Here is a 19009-nt window from a genome sequence, read left to right as displayed (position 1 = left end):
CTAGACACATGAGTTCGAGCTTCCAGGCCCCCAAGGGGGTCAGTGAATACGTTCCGCCGCGCGCGGACCTCTTCTACGCCATCCGCGAGGCGTTCGCCGAGCAGGCGCGGCTGGCCGGTTACGGCTACCTGGAGCTGGCGGTGTTCGAGGACACCAACCTGTTCCGGCGCGGGGTCGGCGAGTCCACCGACGTGGTCAGCAAGGAGATGTACACCTTCGAGGACCGCGGCGGCCGGTCGCTGACGCTGCGGCCCGAGTTCACCGCCACCGTCCTGCGGTCCGTCCTGGAGCACGGCCTGCACAAGCAGGGCGGCCTGCCGGTCAAGGTGTGGACGACCGGGCCCGCGTTCCGCGCCGAACGGCCCCAGCAGGGCCGCTACCGGCAGTTCTACCAGCTCGACCTGGAGGCGATCGGCTCCGAGGACCCGCAGGTCGACGCCGAGACGATCGCGATCGCGGCGGGCTGGTACCGCTCCATCGGCCTGACCCGGGTGCGGCTGCTGCTGAACTCGCTCGGCTGCAAGGAGTGCCGTCCCGCCTACCGGGCCCTGCTCCAGGAATTCCTGCGCGGCCTCGACCTCGACGAGCCGACCCGCGAGCGCATCGAGATCAACCCGCTGCGGGTGCTGGACGACAAGCGCCCCCGGGTCCGCGAGCAGCTCGAAGGCGCCCCGCTGATGGCCGACCACCTGTGCCCGGCGTGCAAGGCGTACCACGACCGGGTCCGCGAGCTGCTCGGCGACCTCGGCATCGAGTGGGAGGACACCCCCACCCTCGTGCGCGGGCTCGACTACTACACCCGCACGACGTACGAGTTCGACCACCCGATGCTCGGCGCGCAGTCAGGCATCGGCGGCGGCGGGCGCTACGACGGCCTGTCGGAGGACATCGGCGGCCCGGCGCTGCCCGGCATCGGGTTCGGGCTCGGCCTCGACCGGACGGTCCTGGCGCTGGAGGCCGAGGGCGCGCCGTTCGCCGCCGCCCCCGCTGCCAGGTGTTCGGGGTGGCCCTCGGCGAGGAGGCCGAACGGCGCCTGTTCTCCCTCGTCGCCGAGTTGCGCGCCGCCGGGATCGCGGCCGACATGGCGTACGGCGGCAAGCGGCTCAAGGGCGCGATGAAGGACGCCGACCGTTCCGGCGCGGCGTACGCGGTGATCCTGGGCGAGCGAGATCTCGCCGCCGGATCCGCGCAGGTCAAGGATCTCGCGGCCGGCGACCAGGAATCGGTCGCGCTCGACGCGCTCACCACGACATTGAAGGAAAGGCTCTCACGATGATCCGCTCGCACGAGGCGGGGACGCTCCGCAGGGAGCACGCCGGGCAGCAGGTGACGCTGGCCGGCTGGGTCGCCCGGCGCCGGGACCACGGCGGCGTCACGTTCATCGACCTGCGCGACGCCTCCGGCACCGCGCAGGTCGTGTTCCGGGAGGAGGACGCCGCGCACGACCTGCGGGCCGAGTTCTGCGTCAAGGTCGTGGGCGAGGTCCGGATCCGGCCGGAGGGCAACGAGAACCCCGAACTGCCCACGGGCGACATCGAGGTCGCCGCGGCCGACATCGAGGTGCTGTCGGAGTCGGCGCCCCTGCCGTTCCCGATCGAGGGCGACGCCAACGTCAACGAGGAGGTGCGGCTCAAGTACCGCTACCTCGACCTGCGCCGCGACGCCGTCGCCAAGGCGATGCGGATCCGCTCGCAGGCGTCGTTCCTCATGCACGACGTGATGCGCGGGCACCGGTTCGAGTACGTCGAGACGCCGACGCTCACCCGCTCGACGCCCGAGGGCGCCCGCGACTTCCTCGTGCCGGTCCGGCTGAAGCCCGGCCACTGGTACGCGCTGCCGCAGTCGCCGCAGCTGTTCAAGCAGCTCCTCATGGTCGGCGGCCTGGAGCGCTACTACCAGCTCGCCCGCTGCTACCGCGACGAGGACTTCCGCGCCGACCGGCAGCCGGAGTTCAGCCAGATCGACATCGAGATGTCGTTCGTCGAGCAGGACGACGTCCTCCAGGTGGGCGAGGACCTCGTCGCGCGGCTGTGGAAGGAGGTCGCCGGCTACGAGATCCCCCGGCCGATCCCCCACATCACCTACGCCGACGCGATGGCCCGCTACGGCTCCGACAAGCCCGACCTGCGGTTCGGCAACGAGCTGACCGACATGACGGCCTACTTCGCCGACACCTCGTTCCGCGTGTTCCAGGCGCCGTACGTCGGCGCGGTGGTCATGCCGGGCGGCGCGGCCCAGACCCGCAAGGAGCTGGACGCCTGGCAGGACTGGGCCAAGGCCCGCGGCGCCCGCGGCCTCGCCTACGTGCTCGTCCAGCCGGACGGGTCGTTCACCGGCCCGGTCGCCAAGAACCTGTCGGACGCCGAGAAGGCGGGGCTCGCGGCCGAGACCGGCGCCTCGCCGGGCGACGCGGTGTTCTTCGGCGCGGGCAAGCGGCACGCGACCCAGGAGCTGCTCGGCGCGGCCCGCCTGGAGATCGGCCGCCGCCGCGGCCTGATCGACGAGTCCGCGTGGGCGTTCACCTGGGTCGTGGACGCCCCGATCTTCGAGCCCGTCGAGGACGACAAGGGCGAGCAGATCGGCTGGACGTCGGTGCACCACCCGTTCACGGCGCCGAAGCCCGAGTACGCCGACACCTTCCACGACGACCCGGGCTCGGCCCTCGCCAACGCCTACGACCTGGTCTGCAACGGCAACGAGATCGGCGGCGGCTCCATCCGCATCCACCGCGCCGAGATGCAGCAGCGGGTCTTCGACGTCCTCGGCCTCTCCAAGCAGGAGGCGGAGTCCAAGTTCGGGTTCCTGCTGGAGGCGTTCAAGTTCGGCCCGCCGCCGCACGGCGGGATCGCCTTCGGCTGGGACCGCACGGTCATGCTCCTCGCCGGTGAGAGCTCCATCCGCGACGTCATCGCCTTCCCCAAGGCCGCGTCCGGCTACGACCCCCTCACCGCGGCCCCCACCCCCATCACCCCGCAGCAGCGCAAGGAGGCCGGCATCGACGTCGTCCCCGAACAGGAGACCCCCGCCGACGCCTGACCCGCCGACGCGAAGGGCCGGGCACCGCGACCGCGGTGCCCGGCCCTCGACGTACGAGCGGGACGGTGCCGGAAGAGAAGACTCGGCGGAACGAACCCGGCGCGGTGCCGGGCGGGGGTCAGCGGGTGGCGCCGCTGGTGACGCGGTAGACGTCGTAGACGCCGTCTATGGAGCGGACGGCCTTGAGGACGTGCCCGAGGTGCTTCGGGTCGCCCATCTCGAACGTGAACCGGCTGACGGCCACGCGGTCGCGGGTGGTGGTCACGGACGCCGACAGGATGTTGACGTGCTGGTCGGACAGGACGCGGGTGACGTCGGACAGCAGCCGGGGCCGGTCGAGCGCCTCGACCTGGATGGCCACCAGGAAGACCGAGTCCTCGCCGGGCGACCACTTGACGTCGATGAGGCGGTCGGGCTGCTCCTTCAGGCTGGCCACGTTGGCGCAGTCGTTGCGGTGCACGGACACGCCGTGGCCGCGGGTGACGAAGCCGACGATGTCGTCGCCGGGGACGGGCGTGCAGCAGCGCGACAGCCGTACCCAGACGTCGGGGTCGCCGGCGACGACGACGCCGGGGTCGCCGGCCGGGCTCTTGCGCTTGCGGCGGGTCGGGAGCGCGATCTCCGCCAGGTCCTCCTCGGCGCTCTCGACGCCGCCGAGGGCGTCGACGAGGCGCTGGACGACGTGCTGGGCGGAGACCTGGCTCTCGCCCACCGCCGCGTAGAGCGACGAGACGTCCGGGTAGCGCATGTCGCGGGCGAGGGCGAGGAGGGCCTCGCCGGACATCATCCGCTGGAGCGGCATGTTCTGCTTGCGCATGGCGCGGGCGATGGCGTCCTTGCCGGACTCGATCGCGGTGTCGCGCCGCTCCTTGGAGAACCAGTGCTTGATCTTGTTGCGGGCGCGGGCGCTCTTGACGAAGTTCAGCCAGTCGCGGCTCGGGCCGGCGTCCTGCGACTTGGAGGTGAAGACCTCCACGGTGTCGCCGTTGTCGAGGGTCGATTCGAGGGGTACGAGGCGGCCGTTGACGCGGGCCCCGATACATCGGTGGCCCACCTCGGTGTGGATCGCGTACGCGAAGTCGACGGGCGTCGCGCCCTGCGGCAGCGCGATCACGTCGCCCTTGGGGGTGAAGACGAAGACCTCGGAGACCGAGAGGTCGAAGCGGAGCGACTCCAGGAACTCGGCCGGGTCGGCCGTCTCCTTCTGCCAGTCGAGGAGCTGGCGGAGCCACTGCATGTCGCCCGCCTTGCGGCCCGCGACAGTCTCCTCCTTGTACTTCCAGTGCGCGGCGACGCCGTACTCGGCGCGCCGGTGCATGCCCCACGTGCGGATCTGGAGCTCGACCGGCTTGCCCTCGGGGCCGATCACCGTGGTGTGCAGCGACTGGTACATGTTGAACTTCGGCATCGCGATGTAGTCCTTGAACCGGCCGGGGACCGGGTTCCATCGCGCGTGGATCGAGCCGAGGGCGGCGTAGCAGTCGCGGACGCTGTCGACCAGGACCCGGATGCCGACCAGGTCGTAGATGTCGTCGAAGCTGACGTCCCGGGCGATCATCTTCTGGTAGATCGAGTAGTAGTGCTTGGGGCGGCCGGTGACGGTCGCCTTGATGCGGGCCTCGCGCAGGTCGGTCGAGACGTTCTCGATGACCTCCTGGAGGTAGACGTCGCGGCGGGGCGCGCGCTCGGACACCAGGCGGGCGATCTCGTCGAACCGCTTGGGGTACATCGTGGCGAACGCCAGGTCCTCCAGCTCCCACTTCAGCGTGTTCATCCCCAGCCGGTGGGCGAGGGGCGCGAAGATCTCCAGGGTCTCACGGGCCTTGCGCTCCTGCTTGTGGCGCGGCAGGTAGCGCAGCGTGCGCATGTTGTGCAGGCGGTCGGCGAGCTTGATCACCAGGACCCGGATGTCGCGGGACATCGCGACGACCATCTTGCGGACGGTCTCGGCCTCGGCCGCCTCGCCGTACTTGACCTTGTCGAGCTTGGTGACGCCGTCGACCAGCGCGGCGATCTCGTCGCCGAAGTCGGAGCGCAGCTCCTCGATCGTGTACGGGGTGTCCTCGACGGTGTCGTGCAGCAGCGCGGCGCACAGCGTCTCGGTGTTCATGCCGAGCTCGCCGAGGATGGTGGAGACGGCGAGCGGGTGGGTGATGTACGGGTCGCCGCTCTTGCGCTTCTGGGTGCGGTGGTAGTGCGCGGCCACGTCGTAGGCGCGCTCGATCAGCCGCAGGTCGGCCTTCGGATGCGTGTTGCGGACCGTCTTGATCAGTGGTTCGAGTACCGGGTTCATAGTGGGGCCGCGCTGGGCGCCCAGCCTGGCCAGCCTTCGGCGCACCCGGGCGGCGGACGGTGGGATCGTAGCCGGAGCCGGCCTGGATGTACTGGTGGACGACGTGCTGGCGGACGACGCGCCGGCGGACGGGCCCGGCGGTGCGGCCTGGTCGGACGCGGCGGACAGCACCTGGTCGGCGGACGGCGGCGGGGTCGCGGGCACCGGCGGGGACGCGGGTGGCGGGGCCGCGGGGGCGGGCTCGGGTGCGGGGGACGCGGGCGGCGCGGGCTCGGGCGCGGGCGCGCCCTTCCCGGCGGACCCTCCGGCCGTTCCGGTCGCGGCGTTCTCGCCGCCGGATCCGGCCTCGGGTTTCGCCGCGGCGGCGGTCACCGCGTCTGTTGATACCACCTCACCGGGCACTCAGCCTCCCTGGAAATGTGGGCGCCGCACCCATGAGGTCCCGCGGGGAAGCGCCCGTCCCCGCCGGACCCGATGCCGCCAGTGTATCCGGCACCGATTTCGTACTAGACCGTAACCAGCGAATGGACGTCCAGATTCCCCAGCTTGTCGCGCCCGTGCAGGAACGACAGCTCGATCAGGACCGACAGGCCGACCACCTCGGCTCCGGCCCGGCGGACGAGGTCCGCGGCGGCCCGGGCCGTTCCTCCGGTGGCGAGCACGTCATCGACGATCAGCACCCGGTCTCCGGGCCCGAACGCGTCGACGTGCATCTCGATCGTCTCGGTCCCGTACTCGAGATCATAGGTCTCCTCGTACGTCCGCGAGGGCAGCTTCCCTTTTTTGCGCACCGGGACGAAACCCGCGCCGAAATGGTAGGCGACCGGCGCGGCGAGGATGAATCCTCGCGCCTCGATCCCGACGATGTGGTCGATCGTGCCGCGCCCGTAGTGGTTGACGATCGAGTCGACCGCGCCGGCGAACGCCACGTGGTCCGACAGCAGCGGCGTGATGTCCTTGAACACCACGCCCGGCTTCGGGTAGTCGGCGATGTCGCGGATCCGGTCCCGGATCAGCTTCTCTAGGTCCACTCGTTGCGCTCCCCTGTCGCGCGTCGGCCGTGCCCGGTCCCGTCGGTGCGACGGGCCTGGCACGGCCGGCGTCCTGCTCTCAACGACTACGTTCGATCATGAAACGGCGCGGGCGTCACTTGCCGCGGCGCTGCTGGCGGGTGCCCTTGCGGGGCTGCTGCCGGGGTCCCTGCTGGACGACCTTGCGCACGGTCACCGAGGCCGGGACGCTCTGCCCCGCCTCGCCGGAGGCGGCCTCGCCCGAGGGGGCGTCGTCGCCCGCCGGGTCGTCCGCGGGCCCGGCGGCGGTCGCCTTGGCCATCTTGGCCTGGCGCTTGGCGCTCTGGCCGCGACGGGCGATGTTCTCGCGGAGCTGGCGGTACTTCGGCTCGCGCTCCTTCAGCTGGACGAGCAGCGGCGTCGCCACGCAGATCGAGGAGTACGTGCCGACGATCATGCCGACGAACAGCGACAGCGACAGGTCCTTCAGGGTGCCCGCGCCGAACAGGAAGGTGCCGATGAACAGGATGGCGCCGACCGGCAGGATCGCCACCAGCGAGGTGTTCAGGGAGCGGACCAGCGTGCTGCTGAGCGCCTGGTTGGCCGCCTCACTGTAGGTGATCTTGGAGGTGGTGGTGAGCGGCCGGGTCACCTCCTTGATCATGTCGAACACCACGACGGCGTCGTACAGCGAGTACCCGAGGATCGTCAGGAACCCGAGCAGCGTCGCCGGGGTCACCTCGAAGCCCGACCAGGCGTACACGCCCGCCGTGATCACCAGGTCGTGCGCGAGCGCGACCACGGCGGCGAACGCCATCCGCCACTCGAACGCCACCGACAGGTACAGGATGATCAGGATGATGAAGACGGCGAGCGCCTGCCACGCCTTCTTCTGGATCTCGCCGCCCCAGGACGCGCCGACGACCTGGGTGCTGATCTTGTTGCTCGGAACGTCCAGTTCCTTGGTGATGTTGTCCTTGATCTTGGTGACCTGCTGGGAGGACAGGCTCTCGGTGGTCACCCGCCAGTCGCCGCCGGCCTTCTGCACGATGGCCTGGTGCGCGCCGCCGCCGGTGACGGCGCCGCGGACCTTCTCGATCGAGGTGTGGGGCGCCTTCAGCGTGAAGACCGAGCCGCCCTTGAACTCCACGCCGAAGTTGAGGCCCTGGACGACCAGGCCGAGGATCGACAGGACGAGCAGGACGCCGGAGATCGAGTACCAGATCTTCGGCTTGCCGACGATGTCGGCGCTGATCTCACCGCGGTAGATCCGGGAGATGACCGCGCGCAGTCCCATGATCAGACCTCCTGGCTCGTCGTGCGGGCGGCGGGCCCGGAGGCGTCCGCGCCGGTGCGGCGCAGCCGCTTGGCGTCCAGCCCGGACAGCTTGTGGCCCTTGCCGAAGAACGCGGTGCGCGACAGCAGCGCCACCAGCGGCTTGGTGAAGAAGAACACCACGATCACGTCGATCAGCGTGGTCAGGCCCATCGCGAACGCGAAGCCCTTGACGCCGCCGACGGCGAGGAAGAACAGCACGAGCGCCGCGAGGAACGTGACCGCGTCGGCGACGAGGATCGTGCGCCGGGCCCGCTTCCAGGCGTTCTCCACCGAGGGCCTCAGCTTGCGTCCCGCGCGCAGTTCGTCGCGCAATCGCTCGAAGTAGACGATGAACGAGTCGGCGGTGATGCCGATGGACACGATGAGGCCGATGATGTGGGCCAGCGACAGCCGGAAGCCCATGTTCTCACCGAGGATCACGACCGAGAGCCAGGTGATGCCGGAGGCGACGATCAGGGACGAGACCGCCACCAGGCCGAGGCCCCGGTAGTAGAGCAGGCAGTAGAGCACGACCAGGACCAGGCCGATCGCGCCCGCGATGAGGCCGCCCTTGAGCTGGTCGGAGCCCAGCGTCGAGGAGACCTCGTCGATGGAGCTCTGCTTGAACTCCAGCGGCAGCGCGCCGTACTTGAGGACGTTGGCGAGGTCGGTCGCGTAGCTCTGGGTGAAGCTGTCGGGCGGGCCGTCGATGCTCGCGGTGCCGCCGGTGATCGCGCCCCGGTTGATGCTCGGGGCGGACACGACCTGGCCGTCGAGCACGATCGCGACCTGCGCCTGCGGTGAGCCCGGGTTGGCCTGGTACGCCTGGTACGCCTTGGTGGTGACGTCGCCGAACTGCTTGGCGCCCTTGCCGTCGAACTTCAGCGCCACCGACCAGCTCGCCTGGCCCTGCTGGGCGTCCGGCGGCATCGCGTTGGCGCTGGAGACGTCCTCGCCGAGCACCTGGACCGGGCCGAGGATGTACTTGGAGATCCGGCCGCTCTCCTCTTTCTGGTCGCACGCGGCGACCCACTTCCTGTTCGGGTCGTTGGACCCGGGGACGCGCCGGTCGCCGGTGTAGCAGTTGAGCTGCTCGAACTGCTTGACGACCGCCTTGTCGTCCACGGCGGACAGGTCGTCGCCCTGCTGCGGGACCTGCGGCGCCGGCTGCGACGGGGTGCCGGACGGCGCTGTCGACGGGTTCGCGGACGGGGCGCCGGAACCGGACGGGTTGGGCGTCGGCGCCGTCAGCGCCCCCGACAGGGCCCGCCCGCGCGGCGTGGCCGTGGTGGACGGCTTGGCCGAGGCGCTGGAGGACGGCGTCGAGGACGGCGACCCGCTGGGCTCGCCGCCCTTGCCGTCCTTGCCCTTTCCGTCCTTGCCCTTGCCGGTCGGGCTCGTCGTGGGCGTCGGCGTCGCGGCTCCGGCCGGCCGGCCGTCGGCGATGGCGTACGCCTGCCGGAACTGGAGCTTGGCGGTGGTGCCGATGAGCTGGACGACCCGGCCCTGCCCCTCGCCGGGCACGTTCACGACGATGTTGTTGGTGCCCTGCTTGGCGACCTCTGCCTCGGAGACGCCCAGCCCGTTGACGCGCTGCGTCATGATCTTGACGGCCTGGTCCATCTGGCTGGAGGGCGGGTTCTTGCCGCTCTCGGTCTTCGCGGTCAGCGTGACGGTCGTGCCGCCGGCCAGGTCCAGCCCGAGCTTGGGCGTCGGGTGGCCCTGGAGGAACATCAAACCGGTCAGGGCCGCCAGGACCGCGAAGAGCGCGGCGAGCGTGCGCCCGGGCCTGGGGACATTGCTACGAGGCGAAGCCACTGGTCGTCCAACTTCCCGTCTAGAGTCGATGCCGGTCCGGCGTCAGGCGGAGTTCTTCCCCGATGCCTTCGCCTTCGCCTTGGACGGGACGTCGTCCTCGACCTCGTCACCGGCAGCGTCCTCGACCTCGTCGGCCGGGCCCTCGGCGTCCGCGGCGGCGCTCTTGGAGGCGCCCTTGGGCGCGTCCTTGGACAGGTCGATCGAGGTGCCCTCGGCCTTGCCGTCCAGCTCGTCGTCCTCGACCTCGTCCTCAACGGACTCGTCGAGGTCCTCGTCCTCGGTCTCGGCGTCGGCCTTCAGGACCTGCATGACGGCCTGCTTGACGAACCGGACCTCGACGCCGGGGGCGATCTCCAGGAGCAGCCCGTCGTCGTCGACCTCGACGACGGTGGCGCGCATGCCGCTGGTCGTCAGCACCCGGGCGCCCGGCTCCATGGCGCTCTGCATCTCCATCTGCTCCTTGCGCCGCTTGCTCTGCGGGCGGATCAGCAGGAAGTAGAAGACGAGCGGCACGGCGAGCAGAAGCAGCAGGTTGAAGGCTCCGCCGCCGCCTGAACCCGCCGCGATAATCATGTTGCTGCCCATCACAGGGGCATCCTTCCGATGTGTTTTGCCCAGCCTGTGGCCAGATCGGCCTCTTCCGAGGACCGCCGGCTGGAGACGGTGTGACCAAGTCCCGGAGTCTAGAGAGTACGCCAGACACCGGCAACGACGTGACGACCGGCGACGCCGGGAAGTTCCCAAGCCGTTACCAGATGATCACTGATCGGGCCGATCGGAGTCTCCGGTGAGGGAGTCCGTGTCGAACAAGGTACCCGCCATGGGGGACGACGGCGGCGGGGCCAGGCCGAGGTGGGCCCAGGCCGCGGGGGTGGCGATCCGCCCGCGCGGCGTCCTGGCCAGCAGACCCTGGCGGACGAGGAACGGCTCGGCCACGACCTCGACCGTCTCGGGCTCCTCCCCCACCGACACCGCCAGCGTCGAGAGCCCCACCGGTCCCCCGCCGAACTTGCGCATCAGCGAGGCCAGCACGGCCCGGTCGAGCCGGTCCAGGCCCCGTTCGTCGACCTCGTAGAGGGTGAGCGCGGCGCGGGCCAGCTCGTGGGTGACCGCGCCGTCGGCGCGGACCTCGGCGTAGTCGCGCACGCGGCGCAGCAGGCGGTTGGCGATGCGCGGGGTGCCGCGGGAGCGGCCGGCGACCTCGGCGGCGGCGTCGCCCGCGATCTCGACGTCCAGCAGCCGCGCGGACCGCCGGACGATCACCTCCAGCTCGGCCGGCTCGTAGAAGTCCATGTGCGCGACGAACCCGAACCGGTCGCGCAGCGGCCCGGGCAGCATCCCGGCGCGGGTGGTGGCGCCGACCAGGGTGAACGGGGCGATGTCGAGGGGGATCGCGGTCGCGCCGGGGCCCTTGCCGACGACGACGTCGACCCGGAAGTCCTCCATCGCCATGTAGAGCATCTCCTCGGCGGGCCGCGCCAGCCGGTGGATCTCGTCGAGGAAGAGCACCTCGCCCTCGGCGAGGGTGGACAGCACGGCGGCGAGGTCTCCGGCGCGTTCGATCGCCGGGCCGGACGAGATCCGCAGCGGCTGCCCGAGCTCCGCCGCGATGATCATGGCGAGGGTGGTCTTGCCGAGGCCGGGGCCGCCGGACAGCAGGACGTGGTCGGGGGTGCGTCCGCGCTGGAGGGCGCTGTGCAGGACCAGGGAGAGCTGCTCGCGGACGCGTTCCTGCCCGATGAAGTCGTCGAGCTTCTTCGGGCGGAGGGCGGCCTCGATGACCTGCTCCTCGGGCCCGTCGGCGTCGGCGGAGACCAGCCGGTCGTTCGGATCGGTCACTTGCTCAGCTTCTTCAGCGCGGCCTTGAGGAGGGCGGCGACCGGCGGGGTCTCGCCGCCCGCGGCGAGGTCGGCGGCGACGGCGTCGACCGCGGCGTCGGCGTCGCGGGCGGACCAGCCGAGGTTGATCAGCCCGGCCTGGACCTGGTCGCGCCAGACCTCGGCGCGGGCGGGCGCGCGGACGCCGTCCGCGCCGTCGCCGACGGGGCCGCCGAGGCGGTCCTTCAGCTCCAGGACGATGCGCTGGGCGCCCTTCTTGCCGATGCCGGGGACCCTGGTGAGCGCCGCCAGGTCCTCGGCGGCGACCGCGCGGCGCAGCGCGTCGGGCGTGTGCACGGCCAGCATCGCGAGGGCGAGCCGGGGGCCGACGCCGCTGGCCGTCTGGAGCAGCTCGAACACCGACCGCTCGTCGTCGTCGCCGAACCCGAACAGGGTGAGCGAGTCCTCGCGGACGACCATCGAGGTCGGCACCCGCGCCTCGTCGCCGACGCGCAGTCCGGCGAGCGTGGCGGGGGTGCACTGCACCGAGAACCCGACGCCGTGCACGTCGATCACGGCGCCGTCCGGTCCGGCCGCGGCCACCCGGCCGCTGACGAAGGCGATCACTGCCCGACTCCTCCCTTGCCCCGGCCCGCGCGGGCCGCGAGCCGCGCCTGGTCCAGCCGGGTCCGCGCGCCGCCGCGCCAGACGTGGCAGATCGCCAGCGCCAGCGCGTCGGCCGCGTCGGCCGGTCTCGGCGCGGCGTCGAGCCGCAGCAGCCGGGTCACCATCATCGTCACCTGGGCCTTGTCGGCGCGGCCGTTGCCGGTCACCGCGGCCTTGGCCTCGCTCGGGGTGTGCATCGCGACGGGCAGGCCCCGGCGCGCCGCGAGCAGCATCGCCACGCCCGCCGCCTGCGCGGTGCCCATCACCGTGCGCACGTTGTGCTGCGAGAACACCCGCTCGACCGCGACCGCGTCGGGCCGCAGCTCGTCCAGCAGGGCCGCGATGCCCGTCTCGATGCCGAGCAGGCGCAGCGCGATGTCGTCGTCGGGGCTGGTGCGCACGACGTCGACGCGGACGAGCCGGAGCGGCTTGCCCGGGGCGCCCTCCACGACGCCGACCCCGCATCGCGTGAGCCCCGGGTCCACGCCCATCACCCGCACGGCCCGCTCCTTCGATCATCTGTTCGGCAGCCGACACGTTATCGGACCAGGATGACATCGGTCGCCCGCGCGGCGGGCGTGTCCCGCCGTACGCGCGGCCGGGGCCGGGCGTACGGCCGCGGCCGGTCAGAAGTAGTCGAGGGAGAACGGGGCGGCGGCGAACGCGGCGGACAGGGCGTGGAGCGCGCCGGCGTCGCCGGCGGCCAGCCCGGAGCGGCTCAGCGTGCTCGCCGGGAGGCCCGCGTAGAGGGCGGACAGGCCCCGGATCCCGACGCGGACGGCCCCGGCGTCCTCGGACGTGGCGCGCTCCAGCCGTCCCTCGCCGTCCTTGACGATCAGCCGCCAGGCTCCCGAGTTATCGGGCAGCAGCGCGTCCTCGACGACGAGCGGGACCTCGGCCGACAGCCCGGCGGGATAGCCGCGCGCCGCGATCGCCGCCGGCGCGTCCACCACGCGCAGCATCCACTGGTGGCGGGCGACGTCCTCGTCGTCGCGGTCGCGCAGCAGCCACAGCACCGGGTCGTACGGCGAGACGCAGGCGCGGACCGTCCGGGCGATCGTCGAGCCGGAGCCGACGATGCCCCACAGCGCCCGGTAGGTCGCCTCCGAGCCCGCGACGAGCCTCTCGACGCGCAAGACCTCGTTGCCCTGGCCCCACCTGTAGGCGAGGAAGCCGTCCTCGGCCAGGTAGTAGTACAGGTCGGGCTGGCCGAGTTCGAACCGCCACCGCTGCTCGCGGCGGTCGATCGGCCCGCTGTCGCGCGCGGCCTCGTGCACCCTTCGCAGCACCGAGACGACCTCGGCGGCGTCGTCCGGTCCGGCGCGGCGCACCCGGACGGGGTCGCCGGCGCGCAGGTCGCGCAGGTCGGACGCGCTCAGGTCGAGCCAGTTCTGCGCGCCCGCGTGCTCCCAGCCGAGCGAGCGGTACAGGGCGGTGGTGGCCGGATAGAGCATCGACACCGCGTGGCCGAACCCGGCGCAGCGTTCGAGCACGTACCGCATGAGCGCGCCGCCGACGCCGCGCCCGCGGGCCTCCGGCGCGACGGTCACGCCGCTCACGCCGCCCATCGACACCGGCCGGCCGTTCCACCACTGGTCCATGTCGTGGAGATGCGCGACGGCGACGACGCGGCCGTCCTCGTAGCCGGCGAAGTAGCGCCGCTTGTCGAGGTTCTCCCGCGCGGCGCCGACGCGGGCGGCCCACTCGTCGTCGGCCAGCGGGCCGAACGCCCTGGAGCGGATGTCGCGGGTGGCCTCGAACTCCTCGGTCGTGGTGAGAGCGCGAATCTCCATGATCAGACCGTACGCGAACGACGACGCCGCCGCGTCCCGTTAAATCGGGCGCGGCGGCGTTCGAGGACGCCGGGGAACGGGGTCCCGCGTCAGGCGTCGATCTTGGCCAGCACGTCGTCGGGGACGTCGAAGTTGGCGTAGACGTCCTGGACGTCGTCGGAGTCCTCCAGCGCGTCGAGCAGGCGGAACACCTTCTTGGCGCTGTCCTCGTCGAGGGGGACGGTGACGCTCGGCAGGAACTTGGACTCGGCCGACTCGTAGTCGATGCCGGCGTCCTGGAGGGCGGTGCGGACCGCGACCAGGTCGCCGGCCTCGCTGACGACCTCGAAGTTGTCCTCGTCGAGCTCGTTGACCTCTTCGGCCCCGGCGTCCAGGACCGCCATCATCACGTCGTCCTCGCTGGTGCCGGACTTCGGGACGATCACCACGCCCTTGCGGTTGAACAGGTACGACACCGAGCCGGGGTCGGCGAGCGAGCCGCCGTTGCGGGTCAGCGCGACCCGGACCTCGGACGCGGCGCGGTTGCGGTTGTCGGTGAGGCACTCGACGAGCACCGCGACGCCGCCGGGGGCGTAGCCCTCGTAGGTGATGTTCTGCCAGTCGGCGCCCCGGCCTCCTCACCGGCGCCGCGCTTGCGCGCGCGCTCGATGTTGTCGTTGGGGACCGAGTTCTTCTTCGCCTTGTAGATGGCGTCGTAGAGGGTGGGGTTGGCGTCGGGGTCGCCGCCGCCGGTCCGCGCCGCCACCTCGATGTTCTTGATCAGCTTGGCGAAGAGCTTGCCCCGCTTGGCGTCGAGGGCCGCCTTCTTGTGCTTGGTGGTCGCCCATTTGGAATGGCCGGACATGTCAATCCTCCTGCTTCGTCGCCCGGCGCACCAGATCGGCGAAGTAGTGGTGCACTCGGTGGTCGCCCGTCAGCTCCGGATGGAACGCTGTGGCCATCAGCCGGCCCTGGCGGACGGCGACGATCCTACCGGCGTTCCGTCCGGTCTCGGAGCGGCCGAGGACTTCGACCGAGTCGCCGACGGCCTCCACCCAGGGCGCGCGGATGAAAACGGCGTGGTACGGCGTGTCGCCCATACCGGTCAGCTCCACGTCGGACTCGAACGAGTCGACCTGGCGGCCGAACGCGTTGCGGCGCACGGTCATGTCGATGCCGCCGACGGTCTCCTGGCCGTCCGCGCCGTCCCGGATCCGGTCCGCGAGCATGATCATCCCGGCGCAGGAGCCGTACGCGGGCATCCCGGCCTCGATCCGCTTGCGCAGCGGTTCGAGCAGGTCGAACGTGCGCGCCAGCCGCCACATCGTGGTGGACTCGCCGCCGGGGAGCACGAGGCCGTCGACCCGTTCGAGCTCCTCGGGGCGGCGCACGGTCGTCGCGCGGGCTCCGGCGGCCTCCAGGGCGCGGGCGTGCTCGCGCACGTCGCCCTGGAGGGCGAGGACTCCGATCATGGGCACGGCAGCAGTCACGGACGAGCCTTTCGGGGGAGGGGTTCGGGTTCCATCTTCGACAACGCCCGCCCCCACTCCCGATCTTCCCGCGAACGGCCCGTACGGCGCGCGAACGTGCGGGACTCGGGCGTTCCGGCCGGGCCCGGAGGGGGCTAGCCGTGCTTGAAGCGGCGCAGCGGGAGTTCGAGGGGGAGGAACCCGTCCCCGCCGCGGTCGGCGATGCCGCGCCCGAACATGTAGCGCTCGGCGAGCGCGAGGCCGAACTCCTCGGGGTCGAACGGCAGCGGCACGTCGGGGGCGCCGGCGTCGATCGCGTCCCAGAACGGGCGCTCGACGGGCAGCCGGGCGCCCTGGTCGACGACCACGCCGTCCTCGGCGGTGACGAACACGTCGCGGCGCAGCTCGCCCGCCTCGTACCAGCGGAACCAGCAGCCGGACACGACGTTGTGCAGGACGAGCACGCCGCAGCCCGCGCCGGGCAGGGCCGCGGCGGCGGTGTCGGCGATGCGGCGGGCGTCGTCGTCCAGGCAGAACAGGCGCCGGTCGCACAGCAGCAGGGCGCGGTCGTAGGCGCCGACGAACAGCTCGTCCTCGTAGGGCCAGAGCGCGAAGTCCAGGACGGTGTCGCCGGTCTCGGTGAGGGTCGCCGCCGGGTACAGGCCCTTGGCCAGCGCGGCGGCGGCGGCCGGATCGGGTCTCAGGCCGGGCCGGAACACCTCGGCGGGGCTCCCACGCTCGCGCAGGCCAGTGCGACCGACCAACCCATCTCGTCCCCTCCCGCGGCCGGGCACCGCCCGGGGTTCGCCCTCCCCCACCGGCCGCGCGGCCAGCGTAAACCCTGCCAGGGCGCGCTGTGGAGGGGGCACCGGAAGTAACCGACCGGTCACTTGGTCCGGTCCCGGACACGCGTCCGCCCCCGGGCGCGGGCCCGGGGGCGGGTCGTCCGACGGGCCGCCCCGGCGGGGCGGGCCGCGGTCGCCGCCGGTCAGCGGCGGGTCGCGGCGGCCGGCGTCACCAGCCGCGGCCGGCGAACTTCTGGTCCTCGCCGAGGGACGCGACGTTGATGCCGACCATGGCGTCGCCGAGGCCGCGGGAGACCTTGGCGATCACGTCGGGGTCGTCGTGGAAGGTGGTGGCCTTCACGATGGCCTCGGCGCGCTGCGCGGGGTTGCCGGACTTGAAGATGCCCGAGCCGACGAACACGCCCTCGGCGCCGAGCTGCATCATCATCGCGGCGTCGGCCGGGGTGGCGATGCCGCCCGCGGTGAACAGCACGACCGGCAGCTTGCCGGCCTCCGCGACCTCCTTGACCAGCTCGTACGGGGCCTGGAGCTCCTTGGCGGCCACGAACAGCTCGTCCTCGGGCAGCGACCGCAGGCGCCGGATCTCACCGCGGATCCTGCGCATGTGCGTGGTGGCGTTGGAGACGTCGCCGGTGCCCGCCTCGCCCTTGGAGCGGATCATCGCCGCGCCCTCGGTGATGCGGCGCAGCGCCTCGCCGAGGTTGGTCGCCCCGCACACGAACGGCACGGTGAACGCCCACTTGTCGATGTGGTTCTCGTAGTCGGCCGGGGTGAGCACCTCGGACTCGTCGATGTAGTCGACGCCGAGCGCCTGGATCACCTGGGCCTCGACGAAGTGGCCGATCCGGGCCTTGGCCATGACGGGGATGGAGACGGCCTGGATGATCCCGTCGATCATGTCGGGGTCGCTCATCCGGGAGATGCCGCCCTCGGCGCGGATGTCGGCGGGCACCCGCTCCAGCGCCATGACGGCCACCGCGCCGGCGTCCTCGGCGATCCTGGCCTGCTCGGGGGTGACGACGTCCATGATCACGCCGCCCTTGAGCATCTCCGCCATGCCGCGCTTGACGCGGGCGGTCCCGGTCGCGGGGGCGCCGTCGGCGGCGGGACTCGGCTGTGCGTCGGGACTGGGAGTGGACACGGGCATTCCTCACATGAACGGACGACAGATCAGGTTCCATGATATTGCCTGCTCGTCACGCTGTTCGACCCGCCACAGTGTCAACGGAAGGCGGGGCGGCCTTACGCCGTGTACAGCCGCGTGCCCGGGAACGGCTCCTTACACCCCGGACCGCCCGCCTCCGGCCCGGCGGAGGCCCTCGGAGGGCGCCCCCGCCGAGGGCCCCTCGCGCCGTTCGGGATCAGGGTTGGTAGGGCTTGCCGTCGTTGAGGAGGACGACCCAGACCTGGCCGGGCGCGAACGTCATCGGCTTGCCGTCCGGGGTGGTGTAGGTCGTGCCCTTGCCGGCGCTCGGCCGCGACCACTTGGCGTCGTACGCCTTGCCGTCGCGCAGGACCGTGGCGCGGCCCGTTCCGGTGGTGTGGATCAGCGGCGTGTAGCTGCCCAGGAAGTCGTGGAACGGCGAACGGGTCGTCTTGGCGTACTGCACGACGATGGTCTGGCCGCCCAGGATCCCGCCCTCGGCGGCCCGGTCGGGCTGCCCGCCCCAGGACGCCAGCCAGCGGCGCTGCTTGGCCGACCAGGTGAAGCCCATGGTCGTGGCGGGCCACTTGGCGGTGAAGCCGCGGGTCGGCTTGCCGCCCGCGGGCGCCGGACCGAAACGGAAGCCGATGTCGCGGGGCGGCGCGGCGTTCGGGGCGTGCTTCAGGAGATTCCGGGGGTCGGCGTAGAGGTTGTAGGGGATCGGCTTCGGACCGGCGCGGAAGTAGGCCGAGCCCGCGTTGTCCTGGGAGATGTCGTACACCGGCGCCCTGCGGATGTACTTCTTCATCTTGCTCTGCACGCCGGAGAACGCGAACGCCGGGCGGCCGAACTGCGGCAGCAGGTGCAGGTCGGAGATGCGGGCGCTGCGGACGGGCCCGACCCGCTTCGGCAGCCTGGACGAGTAGACGGCCATCAGCCGGGTCTCGCCGCCCTCGACCTGCTCGACGTACACGATGTCGGCCGAGCGGACGCCGGTCTGCGGCATCGCGGGCCGGGTGTTCTCGATCTTGACCGCGAGGACCGGGTTGCGCAGGCCGGTCCGGCCCCGGTGAACGGGTGGGTGGTCGGCGCGGCGGAGCCGTCCGTCCCCGGGGCGCCCGGCGGTCGCGCGCCGTCCCCGCCGCCGGAGCCGGAGCAGGCCGCCAGGGCGCCCCGAGCACGAGGACGCCGAGCCCGGCGGTCACCCGTCCGCGGACGGAACGATCCCAGACGAAACGCACGATGTTTCCCTCCCATGCGGCGACCCGCCCGAGGGTAGCGAATCAGAATTAGGCGTTTGTCCTGCTATGGGGGGTGATGGTCAGATGCCCGGCGGGTCGTCGTCGATCTCGAAGAAGCCCGGCAGCGGGGCCTTGCCCGCGAGCGGCAGCACCCGGATCAGCAGCTTGCGGCGGGCGATCCGGGCCTGCGAGACCGCGTCGTTGTAGAAGCGCCGGGCGTAGGCCACCTTGGCCGCCGACGAGGACAGCTCCTCCAGCACGGTCGGCCCGTCGGCCTCGGCGGTCAGGGCGCCGACGAACTCGGGCTGGTCGACCACCGCCCGCAGCGCCCGCGACAGGTCGCTCTCGGCGAACTCGCGGTTGTCGGCGTCGGCGGTGCGGGCCTCGTGCGCGGCGGTCGCGAGCACGAGGCTGGTCGCCGGGTCGAGCAGCCGGGACGCCGCCAGCTCCAGCGCCGCCGCGGCCCGCCGCACGAGCGCGGCGTCCAGCGCGGCGCGGGCCGTCTCCACCCGCACGTGCAGCCGGTCCAGCCGCGTCGCGCGCCACGAGACGTACACGCCGGCGAGGAAGACGACGGCGATCCAGAACAGCACATCGATGATCCAGTCGGGGAACACCCG

Annotated in this window: 17 protein-coding genes and 1 pseudogene; 3 read left to right on the top strand and 15 right to left on the bottom strand. The window is 72.0% G+C overall.

Features of this window, described 5'->3' with window-relative positions:
* The first annotated feature begins 8 nt into the window (after positions 1-8).
* From hisS to aspS, 3 genes are read left to right on the top strand one after another with little or no spacing between them, the layout of a single operon-like run.
* Positions 9-1118 (top strand): histidine--tRNA ligase, encoded by a 1110-nt coding sequence (gene hisS / locus GEV43_RS36720; RefSeq protein ID WP_241684175.1) that lies wholly within the window; start codon positions 9-11, stop codon positions 1116-1118.
* A complete protein-coding gene (locus GEV43_RS52075; RefSeq protein WP_309240128.1) occupies positions 1004-1276 on the top strand; it encodes a His/Gly/Thr/Pro-type tRNA ligase C-terminal domain-containing protein in 273 nt (90 codons plus the stop codon). Before hisS ends, GEV43_RS52075 begins: the two co-directional genes overlap by 115 nt.
* Positions 1273-3036, top strand: a complete 1764-nt coding sequence (gene aspS, locus GEV43_RS36715) for an aspartate--tRNA ligase (protein WP_160825340.1) — start codon at positions 1273-1275, stop codon at positions 3034-3036. Before GEV43_RS52075 ends, aspS begins: the two co-directional genes overlap by 4 nt.
* A gap of 118 nt (positions 3037-3154) precedes the next feature.
* On the opposite strand, the gene GEV43_RS36710 is transcribed toward aspS, so the two are convergent.
* From GEV43_RS36710 to GEV43_RS36640, 15 genes and pseudogenes are all read right to left on the bottom strand, one after another.
* On the bottom strand, positions 3155-5329 hold the full coding sequence (locus GEV43_RS36710; RefSeq protein ID WP_175250977.1) for a bifunctional (p)ppGpp synthetase/guanosine-3',5'-bis(diphosphate) 3'-pyrophosphohydrolase: 2175 nt from the start codon (positions 5327-5329) through the stop codon (positions 3155-3157).
* A 506-nt stretch (positions 5330-5835) separates the two neighbouring features.
* The gene (locus tag GEV43_RS36705; protein ID WP_160825338.1) at positions 5836-6360 is read right to left on the bottom strand and encodes an adenine phosphoribosyltransferase; all 525 of its coding nucleotides are present in this window, start codon (positions 6358-6360) and stop codon (positions 5836-5838) included.
* A 115-nt stretch (positions 6361-6475) separates the two neighbouring features.
* Positions 6476-7636: a protein translocase subunit SecF gene (gene secF, locus GEV43_RS36700; protein ID WP_160825337.1), complete on the bottom strand. Its 1161-nt coding sequence runs from the start codon at positions 7634-7636 to the stop codon at positions 6476-6478.
* Positions 7637-7638: 2 nt separating this feature from the next.
* The gene (gene secD, locus GEV43_RS36695; protein WP_309240127.1) at positions 7639-9474 is read right to left on the bottom strand and encodes a protein translocase subunit SecD; all 1836 of its coding nucleotides are present in this window, start codon (positions 9472-9474) and stop codon (positions 7639-7641) included.
* A gap of 42 nt (positions 9475-9516) precedes the next feature.
* Complete coding sequence (gene yajC, locus GEV43_RS36690; protein ID WP_164717258.1) at positions 9517-10059, bottom strand: preprotein translocase subunit YajC; 543 nt, start codon at positions 10057-10059, stop codon at positions 9517-9519.
* Positions 10060-10233: 174 nt separating this feature from the next.
* Positions 10234-11313 (bottom strand): Holliday junction branch migration DNA helicase RuvB, encoded by a 1080-nt coding sequence (gene ruvB / locus GEV43_RS36685; RefSeq protein ID WP_160825336.1) that lies wholly within the window; start codon positions 11311-11313, stop codon positions 10234-10236.
* A complete protein-coding gene (gene ruvA, locus GEV43_RS36680) occupies positions 11310-11918 on the bottom strand; it encodes a Holliday junction branch migration protein RuvA (RefSeq protein ID WP_160825335.1) in 609 nt (202 codons plus the stop codon). The genes ruvB and ruvA overlap by 4 nt, the downstream gene beginning before the upstream one ends.
* A complete protein-coding gene (gene ruvC, locus GEV43_RS36675) occupies positions 11915-12457 on the bottom strand; it encodes a crossover junction endodeoxyribonuclease RuvC (RefSeq protein WP_160825334.1) in 543 nt (180 codons plus the stop codon). The genes ruvA and ruvC overlap by 4 nt, the downstream gene beginning before the upstream one ends.
* Before the next feature lie 126 nt (positions 12458-12583).
* Positions 12584-13750, bottom strand: a complete 1167-nt coding sequence (gene eis / locus GEV43_RS36670; protein ID WP_160825333.1) for an enhanced intracellular survival protein Eis — start codon at positions 13748-13750, stop codon at positions 12584-12586.
* Between the two features lie 89 nt (positions 13751-13839).
* Positions 13840-14594 (bottom strand): annotated as a pseudogene (locus GEV43_RS36665) (YebC/PmpR family DNA-binding transcriptional regulator).
* Position 14595: 1 nt separating this feature from the next.
* Positions 14596-15201 carry a pyridoxal 5'-phosphate synthase glutaminase subunit PdxT gene (pdxT, locus tag GEV43_RS36660; protein ID WP_160826044.1) on the bottom strand — a complete coding sequence of 202 codons (606 nt, stop codon included), beginning with the start codon at positions 15199-15201 and terminating at the stop codon, positions 14596-14598.
* A gap of 152 nt (positions 15202-15353) precedes the next feature.
* Positions 15354-15962, bottom strand: coding sequence for a DUF6928 family protein (locus GEV43_RS36655; RefSeq protein WP_241684174.1), 609 nt, complete (start codon positions 15960-15962; stop codon positions 15354-15356).
* Positions 15963-16212: 250 nt separating this feature from the next.
* The gene (gene pdxS / locus GEV43_RS36650) at positions 16213-17151 is read right to left on the bottom strand and encodes a pyridoxal 5'-phosphate synthase lyase subunit PdxS (RefSeq protein ID WP_160825332.1); all 939 of its coding nucleotides are present in this window, start codon (positions 17149-17151) and stop codon (positions 16213-16215) included.
* A 214-nt stretch (positions 17152-17365) separates the two neighbouring features.
* Positions 17366-18154, bottom strand: coding sequence for a DUF3048 domain-containing protein (locus GEV43_RS36645; RefSeq protein ID WP_241684173.1), 789 nt, complete (start codon positions 18152-18154; stop codon positions 17366-17368).
* A 315-nt stretch (positions 18155-18469) separates the two neighbouring features.
* The gene (locus GEV43_RS36640; RefSeq protein ID WP_160825331.1) at positions 18470-19006 is read right to left on the bottom strand and encodes a LemA family protein; all 537 of its coding nucleotides are present in this window, start codon (positions 19004-19006) and stop codon (positions 18470-18472) included.
* Between the last annotated feature and the right edge of the window lie 3 nt (positions 19007-19009).

The organism is Actinomadura sp. J1-007 (assembly GCF_009793335.1).
GTDB classification, from domain to species: domain Bacteria; phylum Actinomycetota; class Actinomycetes; order Streptosporangiales; family Streptosporangiaceae; genus Spirillospora; species Spirillospora yumaensis.
This window is presented reverse-complemented; position numbering and strand designations above follow the sequence as displayed.